Annotated in this window: 11 protein-coding genes and 1 pseudogene; 7 read left to right on the forward strand and 5 right to left on the reverse strand. The window is 68.2% G+C overall.

What is annotated here, in order from left to right; all coding sequences use genetic code 11:
• On the reverse strand, positions 1-977 hold a 977-nt coding region (locus AB0G13_RS19230), incomplete at its 3' end, for a hypothetical protein (protein ID WP_357875929.1).
• A 261-nt stretch (positions 978-1,238) separates the two neighbouring features.
• Positions 1,239-1,919 (reverse strand): hypothetical protein, encoded by a 681-nt coding sequence (locus tag AB0G13_RS19235; protein ID WP_357875931.1) that lies wholly within the window; start codon positions 1,917-1,919, stop codon positions 1,239-1,241.
• Positions 1,920-2,001: 82 nt separating this feature from the next.
• Between AB0G13_RS19235 and AB0G13_RS19240 the strand changes: the two genes are divergently transcribed.
• Complete coding sequence (locus AB0G13_RS19240; RefSeq protein WP_357875985.1) at positions 2,002-2,784, forward strand: trypsin-like serine protease; 783 nt, start codon at positions 2,002-2,004, stop codon at positions 2,782-2,784.
• Positions 2,785-2,869: 85 nt separating this feature from the next.
• Positions 2,870-3,406: a hypothetical protein gene (locus tag AB0G13_RS19245; protein WP_357875934.1), complete on the forward strand. Its 537-nt coding sequence runs from the start codon at positions 2,870-2,872 to the stop codon at positions 3,404-3,406.
• 79 nt (positions 3,407-3,485) lie between these two features.
• Here the strand turns inward: AB0G13_RS19245 and AB0G13_RS19250 are convergent, their stop codons facing one another.
• Positions 3,486-4,205, reverse strand: coding sequence for a PP2C family serine/threonine-protein phosphatase (locus AB0G13_RS19250; protein ID WP_357875936.1), 720 nt, complete (start codon positions 4,203-4,205; stop codon positions 3,486-3,488).
• Positions 4,206-4,307: 102 nt separating this feature from the next.
• Here AB0G13_RS19250 and AB0G13_RS19255 point away from each other — a divergent pair, with 102 nt between their 5' ends.
• From AB0G13_RS19255 to AB0G13_RS19270, 4 genes are all read left to right on the forward strand, one after another.
• Entirely contained in the window at positions 4,308-5,198 is an 891-nt protein-coding gene (locus AB0G13_RS19255) for a helix-turn-helix transcriptional regulator (protein WP_357875938.1), read from the forward strand.
• Between the two features lie 382 nt (positions 5,199-5,580).
• The gene (locus tag AB0G13_RS19260) at positions 5,581-6,576 is read left to right on the forward strand and encodes a PQQ-dependent sugar dehydrogenase (protein ID WP_357875940.1); all 996 of its coding nucleotides are present in this window, start codon (positions 5,581-5,583) and stop codon (positions 6,574-6,576) included.
• 215 nt (positions 6,577-6,791) lie between these two features.
• Entirely contained in the window at positions 6,792-7,832 is a 1,041-nt protein-coding gene (locus AB0G13_RS19265; protein WP_357875942.1) for an NAD(P)-dependent alcohol dehydrogenase, read from the forward strand.
• Positions 7,833-8,317: 485 nt separating this feature from the next.
• On the forward strand, positions 8,318-9,097 hold the full coding sequence (locus AB0G13_RS19270; RefSeq protein ID WP_357875944.1) for an SDR family oxidoreductase: 780 nt from the start codon (positions 8,318-8,320) through the stop codon (positions 9,095-9,097).
• A 7-nt stretch (positions 9,098-9,104) separates the two neighbouring features.
• Here AB0G13_RS19270 and AB0G13_RS19275 read toward each other — a convergent pair.
• Positions 9,105-9,289: pseudogene (locus tag AB0G13_RS19275) on the reverse strand (hypothetical protein); the annotation flags it as partial.
• Between the two features lie 675 nt (positions 9,290-9,964).
• A complete protein-coding gene (locus AB0G13_RS19280; RefSeq protein ID WP_357875946.1) occupies positions 9,965-10,918 on the reverse strand; it encodes a helix-turn-helix domain-containing protein in 954 nt (317 codons plus the stop codon).
• Between the two features lie 345 nt (positions 10,919-11,263).
• On the opposite strand from AB0G13_RS19280, the gene AB0G13_RS19285 reads away from it, so the two are divergent.
• Complete coding sequence (locus AB0G13_RS19285) at positions 11,264-14,905, forward strand: S8 family serine peptidase (RefSeq protein WP_357875948.1); 3,642 nt, start codon at positions 11,264-11,266, stop codon at positions 14,903-14,905.
• Positions 14,906-15,108 lie beyond the last annotated feature (203 nt).

Here is a 15,108-nt window from a genome sequence, read left to right on the forward strand (position 1 = left end):
TGCGCGGCCGGACCGCCAATACGGGCGATGCCCTCGGCGAGGTCATCGTATCCACAGCGGTCTTCGGTCCTGCGGTCCAGCCAGTCCCAGCCAGCGAGCAGTGCCGCAAGGTCGGAGTCGTCGCCGTGCTTGGCCAGCACCAAGCAGGCGGTCCAAATCATCGGATGGAACGGGGGTGCGGCCCAGGCCCTGGCTAGCGGAAGTGCCTGGGGGCCGAGCATTCGGATGGCGCGACCCAGCGGGGCGTAAAGCTCTGTCACCGGCAACTCATCCACGATCGCCAGCAGGGCTGTCTGCGGCCCTCGGTGGTTCAGCTCGCGCAACGCGGCTTCCTGCTGGTGGGTCCCGCCGGTGCGAAGCATCGTCAGGAGATCCTCGGTCGGCTGCCGCTCAAGTGGTCGTGCCAGTGCCGGTTGCGGCTGGAACGCCGCGACCTCGCTGGCGATCTGGTTGTCCACGGCGGCCCAGTCCAGCCAGGGCCGGCTACGCCAGAACACCTCGTCCGCGCGGTAACCCTGTGCGAGCCTGGTCAGCGCGACCGGCAACAGATCGTCCCATAGCTCGCGGGGCCAGTCCCGGGCAATCGTGTGGAGCACGTCGACCCAGCGCGGGCCGTTGTGCACGTACCACCGCAGCCCGTCGATCGCGTGCGGGTCACCCGCGCGGCCCAACACCTCGAGCACCTCGAGGGTGTTGTCGAACGTGTTGTCATCGTCATCGACCGGGTGTTCGCGCAGCAGAGTGAGCAGTGGAGGTACCGGCAGCGCAAGATCACGGATCAGTCGGGCCAGGTAGACGGCGCGCTCGTCGACAAGCCAGTCCCACCGGTAGTCCTGCTTGACACACGCGAGTACGGCTTGTGGCGCTTGCGGGTCGTGAAGCGCCCGGTACGCGCCGCGGCCGAGGCCGTGCTGGAGCGAGCCTGTGAAGGTTGTTGGCTTGGAGTAGTACCAGATAGCCGTTGTGGGTTCGGTCATCGTAGGCCAGTACGCTCCTCGGAGTGCGAATCGTGGGCCACCGTACCCACGACACCGCGCGTCCGCGACAGACTTCCGGACGTCGGTCGCAGCGCCACAGAATCGCCGGCAGAGACTCGGCCCGGCTGCGCATACACCACGCCAACGGGCACCTGAAATCCGCGCCCGACATAACCATCCGCTCGTTATCTACGAGCGCATCGCGGCAAAGTAGTGCGTGTGCATTCGTCTCGCCGAGCCTGCCGCCGGTCAGGGAAGCCCTTACGCGATCGGCTCAGGCTGGGTGGTCGGGTGGCCGGTCCAAGGTTCTCCGCGGCGGGCGCGTTGTGCGCTACTTCCCGGCGGCAGGTCGAGAACGTCGATCAAGGTCGGATCTTCGTCCACAACGTGGTGGAGGTGTCCGATCCTGCCGGTGCTGCTGTCCGCGTCCGTGGCGCCGATAAGTTGCCAGAGCCCGTCGTCAACCTCGTTGCTCACCAGCAGAACAGGTTCGCGACGGTCGAAGACCTCGATGGTCTGGATGCACGTGGTGCCCACCAGCCAGTGCCGCATCCACCACGCGCGTCGATCATGCCGCATGACGTGGTCCGCAACCCACCACACGAACGGCAGATCCTCATGGGATCGAGCCTGATCTGCGGTCAAATCCGGGCCGCCCTGTGGTACCCGCTCGAACGGCTCGTCGATGAGTGAGAACGCATGACCGTCCTGGTGCTGGAACACGACGGCGTGGAACGTGCCGCCACCTGGATTGCCGGCACCGATCCCGATCGACAGTCGGGCGACGTGGGGCTGCGACCGCGTAGTCCAGCCGAACGCGTACGAGGCCAACTCGCCGCGAGGCCCGACGAACTCGCCGAATGCGCGGCGGTCCATTCCCGCGCCCTCGCCCTCGGCAGTCGGCACCTCGACGAACGAACCTTCCAGCACCTGGACATCCACGTGGCCAACCTAGCCGAACTGCTAACCGGCTGCAGATGCGACAAGACGTCCAACGCGCCCTGGGCCTGGGCTGCGCCTCAACATCAAGCGCGACAACGGCACCTGGGGCGGCTGCACAGCTGGGTTTAACGCCCGCACCACGGGGGGCACCCACAACGGCTGGGGCTGGGTGTTGACCGCCGGCCACTGTGTTGTCGGCAAGACCAACGACACCACCGTCCATCACAACGGCTACAACATCGTGAACCAGCACGGAGTCGCTGGTGGGCAGTACTTGATGGAGTCCAACTCCTATCCCTACGACTTCGCCTTCCTCAGCTATAAGAGCGGGACCGAGTCGGTCGCGTGGCTTGAAAACCAGGCATACCGCAACAAGGTGCTGAAGTATTGCCGTAACGGTGGTCATGACAGTAACGCCGACACCCCGTGTGGGACGCAGGCAACTGAGGCGACGGTTCTGATCAACGGATACTACGCACTCAGCCAGATCAAGGCCGGCTGGATCGTGTGCGCAACCGGCAGTGCCTCCGACACCGCCAACTACCCCGAGTCCTATGGCAGCGGAGCGGGCGCTGGCTACCTGGTGGGCACCCGCTGCGGCCGGGTGACGTCGACCGACGTCGGCATCAACACCGACGTTTGCGCCCGCGCAGGCGACAGCGGCGGGCCGCTGTTCAGCCAGATCGACAACACGGCGTACGGCATCCTCGAGGGTAACCAGCAGGCCCGGACGGACCCTTGCTACTCCCATGAGATGAACAACTACGTGCCCATCAGCAAGATCTACGAGGTGATGGACAACTGGTATAGCGCAGGCTATACGGGCGGCTCACTGTTCCGGGTCATCACGACTCAGAACGGCTAACGATCACGTGCGGACCGTCCCTTCTGGATGGCCCGCACGCTATATCTTCATGCCAGCAGCGCATACGAACGAGGAGGACGTGCCCATGATTGAGCTTTGGAAGCGACTCGCCGCGGTCGTCGTCATGGGCACCACCCTCGGCGGTGTACTGAGCTGGACCGCCGGCCTGTGGCCCGGAGACGAGGGGCGTGCCAGTGTAAATCACTGCTATATCACCTACGACCGGCAGGAGGCCATGCACGGTCGGTGCGTCGGCGACTGGGCCCGCGGCGGACGCGGACATCGAGGACCTATTTACGGCGTCGATGTCGACAAATCCTGGAAAGTCATCGACGAAGAACCTAACAGCGCCTACGAATGGGAGGTTGCCGTTCCGGCTTCCGCCAAGCGGCCGTGGGTGCTCGCCGACAGTGGGCAGGCATGGGTGCTTTCGCCGCGAGCCCTACCCTGGGGGGCAATCCCAGCCGCCATCATGGCGCTGTTGATTGCCCTGGCTTGGTCGATCACCGTCACGGTCAAGGCCCACAAGGCGACGCGGAAAGGGCGTTGGCCCGAACCGGACCCAAACGAGTGCCCTGCTGCGCCGACCATCACATCAGCCGAGCATCCGAGCGAACGCTGACGTTGCAGACAAGCACCGAGGCATACACGGCGGCGAGTCATCTTCGGCGATGCGCCAGCTGGGGGCGCCCTGGATGCAGCTACCATGATACCGACCGCCTCTGTAGTCGGTAGCCGTTCCGCAGCTCAAGGCACTCCGGGTCTGTCGGCGTCATAGACGTCGACGACAGCCACCGTGAATTGTCCGGGCCACCGTGATCGAACGCTGCCGTGCTCAGGCCCTCAACCGCCTCCGCTGGGGTCGGAGCGGAAGCCAGCACGGCGTGCAGCAGGTCCTCCGGCACGTACGAGCTGAGCCCATCGGAGCAAAGCAGGAATCGGTCACCGGGTTTTAAGGTCAACAAGGTGATGTCGGGTGGGCGGCCGTCTGCCCGTCCGACCAGGAAGCGCGTCAGCCTCTCAGGAGGATTTGGCACATCGGCGGCGTCGGCTACCAGCCGTTGGTAAACGTGATCTTCGGTAATCCGAATCGTCTGGCCGTGTTGTGGGCCCTGGCCATGGACAAGGTACGCCCGGGAGTCGCCAACGTTGGCTAGAGCTGCGGCTGTGCCGCTGATGAGCATGGCGACCAGGGTGGTGCCCATGCCCGCTAGTTCGGGCTCAGCTTGAATCTGGCGCTGCAAGGCATAGCTGGCGGCGCTGACTACCTGACCGAGCGTGACAGCCAGGGTGTCTGGCTCGACTTCTTGGTCGTACCGCCTCAGGGCCTGCGGCGCTTCTGGTTGCCTGATGGAACCGTCGGCATGGCCGGCGGACGGTACAGCGACCCCACGGGGCGCGGCGGCCTTCGGTGGCGTCATCGCCTTCCAGCAGACCCCGTCAGGGCCCGCTCAGGGAGTTTCTCCTGGAAGGTGTACTGACAGGGCATCCCACCGGTCAGCCGTGGCACGTACGGTCGAGACGTGGACAACCGCACAGAGGTCCGCGAGTTCCTCGTCTCGCGGCGCGCCAAGATCAGCCCGGAGCAGGCCGGCCTGCCCGCCGGCCCCAGCAGGCGGGTCCCGGGACTGCGTCGAAGCGAGGTCGCGTCGCTGGCCGGCGTGAGCATCGAGTACTACTCGAAACTCGAACGGGGCGCCCTCGCCGGGGTGTCGCCCGGCGTGCTGAACGCGATCGCCCGGGCGCTCCAGCTCGACGACGCCGAGCGGGCGCACCTGTTCGACCTCGCACGAGCCGCAGACGGCAGCAGCGCCCTCATGCGGCCCCGCCGCCGTACCGCGCGGCAGTGGTCGGTGCGCCCCAGCTTGCAGTGGACCCTTGACGCGGTCACCCACGGACCCGCCTTCGTGCGCAACGGCCGCATGGACCTGCTCGCCGCGAACCGGCTCGCACGAGCGTTCTACGCCGACGTGTACGCCGAACCCCAACGCCCCGCCAACATCGCACGGTTCACCTTCCTGGACGAGAAGGCGCACCGCTTCTACCCGGAGTGGGACCTCGCCGCCGACATCTGCGTCGCCATCCTCCGTACGGAAGCCGGCCGTGATCCCCACGACAAGGATCTCCACGACCTCGTGGGCGAGCTGTCCACCCGCAGCGACGAGTTCCGCAGACGCTGGGGGGCCCACGACGTCCGGCACCACGGCACCGGGGCCAAGAACTTCCGTCACCACATCGTCGGCGACCTGACCCTCGCCTACGAAGGACTGGAAATGGCCGCAGAACCCGGCCTCACCCTCACGATCTACACCGCCGAACCGGGGTCCCCGTCCGAGGACGCGCTCCGCCTGCTCGCCTCCTGGGCCGCCTCACAGGAAACGAGCATCGACGCACACGACGCCTTTTCGGAGTGATGCGGCGCCGACCTCGCGTACCCGCCTGGCCGGCCTGGCTGCTTCGTCGGACCCCAGTGGCTGGCAAACGGCCGCCGGGACGGAACCGAACGTCGCCATTCATTTGATCCGACCCGGCGACCACCACCACATCCCGCACCCAGCGCTGTCCGCTGAGCCGTCTTTCTCGGGTGTTTCGGCCGCTTGTGGTGGCCTGGCTCCCGCCCGTCTTCAGCGGCCGCGGAACACGCTCTCTACTAGTCTCGGAGGAAGTCGAATGGCAATTGTCGCGACAGGCAGACAGTGGTGTACGGCGAGCGCTGCGATGCTCTTGGCAGGCGTGCTCGCCGGCTGCGGCAGTGGCCCTGATGGCGGGGAGCAGTCCGGTCGAGCGCCGCAAGGGGTGGCCACCAGCACGCCGTCAGGAAGTCCCGATCTCGACGCCGGCGAAGAGATTGCGCGGGGCATCGACGTTCCGTGGGGTCTGGCGTTCCTGCCCGGCGGCGACGCCGTGGTCGCGGAGCGAAACAGCGCCCGGGTGCTGCGGTTGAGTCCGGGCGGCGGAGATCCCCGTCAGGTGTACGAGGTGCCGGGGGTGGTGGCGGGCGGTGAGGGTGGGCTGCTCGGCCTCGCGGTGTCGCCGACGTTCGCCGCCGACAACCTGGTCTACGCCTACTTCACCGCGGAGCGGGACAATCGGATCGTCCGGTTCCGGCTCGATGGCGGACGCCCTGAGGTGATCTTCGATGGCATCGCCAAGGCCAGTTACCACAACGGTGGGCGGATCGCGTTCGGCCCGGACGGCATGCTCTACGTCGGCACCGGGGACGCCGGTGAGACACAGCGGTCCCAGGATCCAGCGAGCCCGAACGGCAAGATCCTGCGGCTGACCCCCGAGGGCGCGCCGGCTCCCGGAAATCCGAGCGCCGGTTCCCCCGTGTACAGCCTCGGACACCGCAACGTGCAGGGCCTGGCCTGGGACTCCGCGGGGCGGCTCTTCGCCACCGAGTTCGGGCAGAACGAGCTGGACGAGGTCAACCGCATCGAGCCGGGACGCAACTACGGCTGGCCCCGGGCCGAAGGAACCGGCGACACGGACGGCGGGCGGTACACCAACCCGCTCGTCACCTGGCCCGTCCGCGACGCCTCGCCGTCGGGCCTGGCCATCGCCGCCGACACCGCGTACGTGGCGGCGCTGCGAGGCGAACGGCTCTGGACCATCCCCCTCGACGGCGGCACCGCCGGTGAGCCGTCGGCGCAACTGGAGGAACGCCACGGCCGCCTGCGGACCGTGCAGATTGCGCCGGACGGAGCTTTGTGGCTGACCACCTCCAACACCGACGGCCGCGGTGACGTACGCGACGACGACGATCGCATCCTGCGCTTCCCCGCCCGTTAGGTGGGCAACGAACTCGGTCTTCGGGGGTGTGTCCGACCGTACGTGTCACGGCGTTGCGATGGGCGCCCTGCCAGTACACCTCTCATCAGAGACTCCCCAACAGGCCGCAGACGAGGTTCTCTGGATGGCGATGAACGCGACGGCCAGTGAGGTGCCCGTAAGCCAACCGGCCAGGCCGCGGCCAAACATCGTCACGACGAACAGGAGCAACATCAATGCGTGTCCACGCCTACGCAGCGTCCGGCCCGTCCGAGCCGCTGGCCCCTACGACCATCGAGCGGCGCGACGTCGGCCCCAACGACGTGCTCATCGAGATCAGGTACGCGGGCATCTGCCACTCCGACATCCACACGGTCCGCGGTGACTGGGGACCCCAGCCCTACCCGCTGGTGCCCGGCCACGAGATCGTCGGCATCGTCACCGAGGTCGGCTCCGAGGTCACACGGCACCAGGTCGGAGACCGGGTCGGGGTCGGCTGCATGGTGAACGCCTGCCGGGACTGCGTGAACTGCCGCAACGGCGACGAGCAGTACTGCCTCGACGGCATGGTGCCCACCTACGGAGGCGTCGACCGGGACGGCACCGTCACACAGGGCGGCTACGCCACCCACGTCGTGGTCGATGCCGACTTCGTCCTGTCGGTGCCCGAGGGAGTCGACTTCGCGGCCGCCGCGCCGCTGCTGTGTGCGGGCATCACCACCTACTCGCCGCTGCGTCGCTGGGGCGCCGGCCCGGGCAGGAAGGTCGCCATCGTCGGCCTCGGCGGGCTGGGGCACATGGCAGTCAAGATCGCCCACGCGATGGGCGCCGAGGTGACCGTGCTGTCCCAGTCGCTGAAGAAGCAGGAGGACGGCCTCCGCCTGGGTGCCGACCACTACTACGCCACCAGCGACCGCGCCACCTTCGAGCAGCTCGCCGGCCGGTTCGACCTGATCGTCAACACGGTCAGCGCGCACATCGACGTCGACGCCTACCTCAACCTGCTCGCGGTCGACGGCACCCTCGTCAACGTCGGCGCTCCCGCCGAACCGCTGACCCTCAACGTCTTCTCCCTCATCGGCGCTCGACGCTCCTACGCCGGCTCGATGATCGGCGGCATCCGCGAGACCCAGGAGATGCTCGACTTCTGCGCCCAACACCGCATCGCCGCCGACATCGAACTCATCTCCGCCGACAAGATCAACGACGCCTACGACCGCGTCCTCGCCTCCGACGTCCGCTACCGGTTCGTCGTCGACACCACCACCCTCGGCTGACCCAGGTCCCTGACCACTCCGGGGTGATCCTGGCTCGTCCCGAGACGAGGAATCCGAGAACCTTGTTGCGGTCATCCACGGCTGCGCCGGCACGTCGGGCGGCCTGCGGCGTGCCGCCTGCCGGTACACCCTCCAGCAAAGCTCCGCGCCTGGTGAAACCCGAGTTCGCTGGATGGCGCCCGGCCTGCGCGGCGACGAGGGCGTGGCGTGGATCAAGGATCTCGCGGGCGGCTCGGCGCACAGTCGGTCATCGACACGGTCGGTCCCCAGGTGTCGATGATGCAGGCCATCCGCGTCACCCGCCCCGGAGGGCAGGTTGGCCCGGCAAATCGACCCGGGCAAGGTCTTTGACCTCGACCTTTCGCTCGATCAGGCTGCAACGGACAGCCGGGCGATGGATGAGTGCCGGCGCCATCAGGGTCCTGCCGCGCCCCTGACCCAGATCCCGGTTCGCACGGTCCATGTCATCAGCAGAGGAGGGTTCAATGTCCGCGACAAACGAGAACGGAAGCTTTACCGGCAGGGTCGCGTTCGTCACCGGCGCGGCCAGTGGCATCGGCCGCGCTACGGCCCTGGCCTTCGCCCGCGAGGGCGCCAGCGTCGTGATCGCGGACCTGTCGGACGACGGCAACCACGAAACGGCACGCATGATCGAGGACCTCGGCGGCCGAGCTGTCGCCGTCCGGTGCGACGTGACGCGCACCGAGGACGTCGCGGCGGCTCTGGATCGGACGAGCACCGTGTTCGGGCGCCTCGACTTCGCCTTCAACAACGCCGGCATCGAGCAGCCCGTCGCGGCAGCCGCGGAGTTGACCGAGCAGGAGTGGGACCGGGTCGTCGCCATCAACCTGCGCAGCGTCTTCCTGTGCATGAAACGCCAGATCCCACTCATGCTCGCGCACGGTGGTGGGGCGATCGTGAACACCTCGTCCGGCGCGGGGGTCGTCGGCATCGCTGGTCAGGCCGCCTACGCCGCCGCCAAGCATGGCGTGATCGGCCTGACCAAGTCAGCCGCCCTGGATTACGCCAGCTCCGGCATCCGCATCAACGCCGTCTGCCCCGGGATCATCGGCACCGCCATGATGGACAGGTTCACCGGCGGCACCGCCGAGGGACGGGAGCGGGTGATCTCCCAGGAACCGATCGGCCGGATGGGCACGCCCGAGGAAATCGCGGCCGCCGTCACCTGGCTGTGCTCCGACGCGGCCGGCTTTGTCGTCGGACACGCCATGGTCATCGACGGCGGCCAGACAGCCGGCCTGTGATCGCGGCTCATCTGCCAACCGCCTCCTGGGGTGCCACACTGCCGATGGCGTCAACGCGGCCCCACCGCCGGGAATGTCGAGCAGTTCGATCCGACCGACCCGTTCGGGCAACGACGGCGCGACCACCAGATCCTCGCCGTACGGCTCGAGGCCGAGCAGCGTGCGAACCAGCAGCAGGCGCGCCCCGATGGACGATCCTGCCGGCTCGGGATTCGTCGACGATGCCGCTCCGACAACAGGTGGCCGATGTTCGAGGAGGGAGCGTCGACCTGGCGGCCGTCGCCGTTGCCCGACGTCCAGCCGATGTTGCGGATGATGGCCGGGCACTCTTCCAGTTCCTCGTGCTCGATCGGGCCGACCGTCCGGTCGGCGTGTTCCTCCGGGTTGATCTGGCCGAGCAGGACGGGCGGCTTGGACCGGTTCCACGGCAGCACGGGCTGGTTCGTCCCCGCGGTGGCGTCGGTCATGCGGGAGGGCTGGTCGCCCCGGTGCGACTAAACAAGTCTCGTCAGCAGATGAAGGGGTCCGTTCGCCGTCGTAGACCAGACCCGATGCCGCGTACGCTGCGCTGGCCCGCCGACCACCCCCTGCTCGACCACGACATTGAAGGTCGAACTCACCACCGTGGCCTTTCGGGCGATGCCGGCGCCGTGCCCGTGCGTGGCTCCCTTCCCGGTCTGCCTCAAGCCCGATCACCGGGGCAGGTCAGCGACCACAATAGATTCAACGTCGCCCCGACTTCAACGCCGGCTTCCTCGCCCAGACCGGCACGACCCTCGAATCCGACACCGGCTGGCTGTAAATATACTGTCCTTTCAAGCGCTGCAGCAGGGGCTCTTCCGAACACCCGAGCCGGGCGGGTCACTGTTATAGCGGAATGAGGCCGGATCGGGCGGCGTACCAGCCGAGTTGCATCCGGCTGTTGGCTCCGGTCAGTTCCATCAGGCGACGGAGCCGGCGTTGCACCGTGCGTTCGCTGGTGCCGAGCCGGCCGGCGACGGTCTTGTCCGGCAGCCCGGACAGCAGCAGCGTGAGCAGGAGGATGTCGACCTCGTCCATGGCCTGTACGCCGTCGGCAAGGCCGGCGGCGGTGACCCGGAGTGGTGTTGCCGCCGCCCAGACCCGCTCGAACAGGTCAACCAACAAACGGACCAGAGACTCGCCACGTATCAGCAGGAAACCGGGGTGCATGTGCGTCTGGTCCGATCGCATCGGCAGGAGGACGGCCTGCCGGTCGATGATTATCATTTTGTTCGGTAGGGCATCCGCGATCCTGACCTCGTAGCCGTTCTTCAGAAATCCGCTGATCTCTTCGGGAACTCGGGAGTCGTCAAAGGCGCTGCGTTCGTAGACGTAGCGGTACGTCGGCGCGAATCTGCTGAAGGTTTCGAGATCGGGATTCAGGATGTATGGCGGCCGGAAGAACGCGACGATCTCCGTCTGTGCGCCCCGTTCCATGGTGTCGACCCACGTGGCGAGTTGCTCGGGCGTGGTGATCGCCTCCACCTGACCGGCCAGCCAGGACGATCCGGTGCGGTACACCGCGACCAATTCCGCCAGCCTGCCGTGGACCCGTTGCAGCTCGGCCTGACGCTGCACGATCAGTGCGCCGAGTCCGACGTCCGGGGCCACCGCCGTGTGCAGCCCGCTGTCGTGGCCGGTGACCAGACCGAGTGAGACGAGCTTGGCCAAGCAGTCGCCGACGGTCGCGGGGGCGATGCCGAGAGTGTCCGACACCTCGGTGACGGTGGTCTGCCGGCGGCGGAGGATCTCGGCGTAGACCGCCTCCTCGCGCTCGTCAATGCCGAACCCACTGAGCATCTCGCCCCTTCCACGTGCCGCTTTGCGCCGCACCAGTCTCGGATACCGCCATCGGCCGCTGACCAGGTACTCGGCATGTGGGATCGGGCGGCCCCCTCCGAAGACGTCGGCGCGTGGCGAGGACCCGACATGTCTGGTGCTCGCCAGGCTGCACCGTAGCGCCGCCGGCGGAACGTTGACCAGGCTGTTCGATCACCAGGCGCTCTACGGCGCCGGTAGAGGGGAGTCATTGAGATGCGGGTATGGCGTAGACGGACGCTGCTCGGCGTCACCGTCGCTGCCGCGCTCGTCGCGACGGGCGGCGGTGCGGCAGCCCATGGACAGCCGCCGGCGACTCACGGCGGTGTGACCACGGTCCCCCGGTCGGCGCAGACGACCAGCCAGGTCACCCTGCTCACCGGTGATGTCGTCACGGTGACGAGCGGCGCGAACCAGCCGACTGCGGTGGCAGTGAACGGGCACGAGGGTTCGAACGGAAGAACCACCATCACCACCGTCGGCGAGGACATCTACGTCCTGCCTCAGGAGGCCCAGTCGCTGATCACCGCCGGGCGGTTGGACCGGCGGTTGTTCAACGTGACTGGTCTGATCGAGCAGGGGTACGACGACGCCCGCAGCGGGTCGATCCCGCTGATCGTGCGGTACCGGGGCAACGGCGTCGCGGCACGTTCGGCGGCCCCCTCGGGCGGCCAGGTGCTCCGGCCGTTGACCAGCATCAACGGTGCGGCGGTGGCAGCGGACAAGAAGCAGGCGGAGGCGTTCTGGGAAGCCATTGACGACGACGGCCCGCAGGCGGGTACGGCGCGGACCCAGTTGGCCGGTGGAATCGACCGGATCTGGTTGGATGCCAAGGCCACGGCGCTGCTCGACGTGAGCGTGCCCCAGATCGGCGCGCCCGGCGCCTGGGCGGCGGGCCACGACGGCACCGGTGTGAAGGTGGCCGTGCTGGACACCGGCATCGACCCGAACCACCCGGACTTCGCCGGAAAGATCGTCGAGAGTCGGAGCTTCATCGCTGGCGAGGAGGTCAAGGACGGACACGGCCACGGCACCCACGTCGCTTCGACGATCGCCGGCTCCGGCTCGGCCTCGGGTGGGAAGCACAAGGGGGTGGCACCCGGCGCACAACTGCTCATCGGCAAGGTGCTCAGCGACGGCGGTACGGGCTCGGACTCCGAAATCATCGCCGGGATGGAGTGGGCGGCCCGCTCCGGTGCCAAGGTCGTCTCGATGAGCCTCGGCGGCCCGGGAACCGACGGCACCGACCCGATGGCGCTGGCCGTCAACGAGCTGACCGCCGAGACCGGTGCCCTGTTCACCATCGCCGCCGGCAACGATGGCCGCAACGGGGCCAGCACCCTCGGCTCCCCGGGTACGGCCGATGCGGCGCTGACCGTGGGTGCGGTCGACGACGCGGACGACATCGCCGACTTCTCCAGCCGTGGTCCACGGGTCGGCGACGGTGCGATCAAGCCCGAGATCACCGCGCCCGGGGTGGCCGTCGTCGCCGCCCGAGCCGCCGGCACCGAGATGGGCACGGTGGTCGACCAGCACTACACCTCGGCCAGTGGCACGTCGATGGCCACTCCCCACGTCGCCGGTGCCGCCGCGATCCTCGCCCAGCAGCATCCGGACTGGACCGCCGAGCGGCTCAAGGCCCACCTGGTCAGCACGTCGCAGGCGCACACCAGTGACCCGGTGTTCAGCCAGGGTGCGGGTCGGGTGGACGTGTCCCAGGCCGTCCAGCAGGACGTGTTCGGCAACGGCGTGGTCAACTACGGCATCGTGCGGTGGGATGCCACCGCACCGGTGGTCAAGCAGGTGACGTACACCAACGACGGCGACCAGCCGGTCACCCTGGCCCTGTCCCTGCGGGGTGCCGAACTGCCCGCCGGGCTGCTGAGCCTCGGTGCCGAGACGGTGACCGTGCCGGCGAAGGGCACCGCCACGGTGCCGGTGACCATGAACCCCGCAGGGGTGCCGACGGGCACCTACGGCGCCCACCTGGCCGGTGTCTCCGCCGACGGTAAGACGGTGGTCTCCACGGCTGTCGGCCTGGTCAAGGACGTGGAGCGGTTCAAGGTCGACGTCAAGGTCATCGGCCGGGACGGCAAGGCACCCGCGCTCGCCAAGGCCGAGGTGCGACTTTTCGATTTCGGGCGACTCGCCATGCCCGAGGTGTTGTACCCGGATCTGGACGGGACGATCACGCTGTCCCTGCCGGCTGGTGAGTACACCCTCCACGCGGGAATCTCCGACCCGAGCGCGGAATACAACCGGGTCTGGGAGTACACCCAGGGCATCCTGCCGAACGTGTCGATCAAGGCCGACCGGACGATCACCTTCGACGGCCGCAAGGCCTCCTCGGTGAGCATGCGGACGCCGAAGCCCACGAAGACCGACCGTACCCGGATCGGCTTCAACAACTTCAGCTCCGATCAGCAGAAGCGGTACGGCCTCGAGATGTGGACGGGTGGCGAGACCGCGCACTACTCGATCCCCACGGAACAGAGCAACGACAACCTGGATGCGTACACCGGGTTGACGCTGACCGCGCCGGACCTGGCCGCGCGGATCGTCGGCCGGAACGCGACGTCGTTGGACGCCGCCTACTTCGGCGGCAACGGCGGCTCGGTGCGGTTCGACGGCACCAGGCGACTCGAGGTGGTGTCGGCCGGGACCGGCACCCCCGAGGAGTACGCCGGGCTCGCCGTGGAGGGCAGGACCGCGCTGGTCAAGCGCAGCGCCGCTGTCTCCCCCCAGCAGCAACTCGCCAACGCGGTTGCCGCGGGCGCGTCAGCGGTGATCATCTACAACAACGTCCCCGAGCGTTGGGGGGTCGACTTCTGGACCCGCACCCCCACCGCGATCCCGGCGATGACCCTCTCCGGTGCCCAGGGTGGGCACCTGCTCGGCCTCCTGCGTCGCGACCGGGTCACGGTCGAGTTCAAGGGGGTGGCGGTCAGCCCGTACGCCTATGAACTGCTCCAGGTGGAGAAGGGTGGCCTGCCGGCGGACCAGCGGTACCGGGTCCGGGACAAGGACTTGGCTACTCTGCGGACCTCGTACCATGCCTCCGCCAACGGCACCGAGGGCGGCCAGATCCGCTACATCTGGGCACCCCGACAGCAGGTGGCGTACGGCGCTCCGGACCGGCTGATCATGCCGGCGACCCGGACCGAGTACGTCAGCGCCGGACTGCGGACCAGGCAGGTCACGCAGCTTGGCCCGGTGTGGCAGTTGGGCGGGTCGGAGCAGTCCGAGGCGGTCGCGGTGCTGCGGCCCGGCCAGCGGCTGTCCCGGACCTGGAACCAGGCCGTGGTCCGTACGGCGCTGCCGCCGGATCTGGCGGGGGCCGCCTACCGCGACGACGACCTGGTCGTGGTCCAGTCGGCGGCACTGCTCGACGTCGGAGCCGACCACACGCAGCAGCCGCACGTCATCCAGACCGACAAGGTCCGCACCACCGTCCACCGCGACGGCGAGCTTGTCGGCGCTGCGAACTGGGCAGTGTTCGCCTTCCCGGCCGTGCCGCAGCGGGCCGAGTACCGGGTGACGCTCGACGTGGCGAGGGAAGACCCCTGGTGGACGACCTCCACCAAGGTAAACACTGCCTGGACGTTCCACTCGCAGCGCGCGGACGCCCGGCAGATCATGCCGATGCTGTCGGTCGACTACGGCGTGGATGTCGACCTCAACAACCGGGCCAAGGCCGACTCCCGGTTCGACATCGACCTGACCGTCCGGCACCCGAAGGGGCTGTCCGGGCCGGCGGTACGGAACGCAAAGCTGTGGGTCTCCTACGACGACGGCGCGAGCTGGCAGTTCGCCGAGGTCGACCGCAAGCGGACGGGGCAGTTCGAGGCCGCCATCCGGCACCCGAAGTTGGCCGCGACCAACGGGTTCGTGTCGCTGCGGGTGCAGGCCACCGACGCTGACGGCAACACCGTCGAGCAGACCGTGACCCGCGCCTACCAGCTCCGGTAACAGATAGCACTCCCTTGGACGCTCCCACCCGGCCTTCCGGGTGGGAGCGTCCGATGCGCGTACACCTCGCTGGCGCGACGGTGGGCGACCCGATCGTGCGGCGGCTGCCGGCCGGTCGCATCGATTCGGGCTGGTTGGGGCCGGGTTGCCGCCCCCGGCCGACTCCCTGCCGCCCGACGGCGCGGACGGATCCTTGACGGCCC

The organism is Micromonospora sp. NPDC023633 (genome assembly GCF_040640035.1).
Classification (GTDB): Bacteria; Actinomycetota; Actinomycetes; order Mycobacteriales; family Micromonosporaceae; genus Micromonospora.

Excerpts from the sequence above, each read along its gene's own strand:
- AB0G13_RS19245 (WP_357875934.1), top strand. The coding sequence starts at position 2,870 with ATGATTGAGCTTTGGAAGCGACTCGCCGCGGTCGTCGTCATGGGCACC.
- AB0G13_RS19250 (WP_357875936.1), bottom strand. The coding sequence starts at position 4,205 with ATGACGCCACCGAAGGCCGCCGCGCCCCGTGGGGTCGCTGTACCGTCC.
- AB0G13_RS19265 (WP_357875942.1), top strand. The coding sequence starts at position 6,792 with ATGCGTGTCCACGCCTACGCAGCGTCCGGCCCGTCCGAGCCGCTGGCC.
- AB0G13_RS19270 (WP_357875944.1), top strand. The coding sequence starts at position 8,318 with ATGTCCGCGACAAACGAGAACGGAAGCTTTACCGGCAGGGTCGCGTTC.
- AB0G13_RS19280 (WP_357875946.1), bottom strand. The coding sequence starts at position 10,918 with ATGCTCAGTGGGTTCGGCATTGACGAGCGCGAGGAGGCGGTCTACGCC.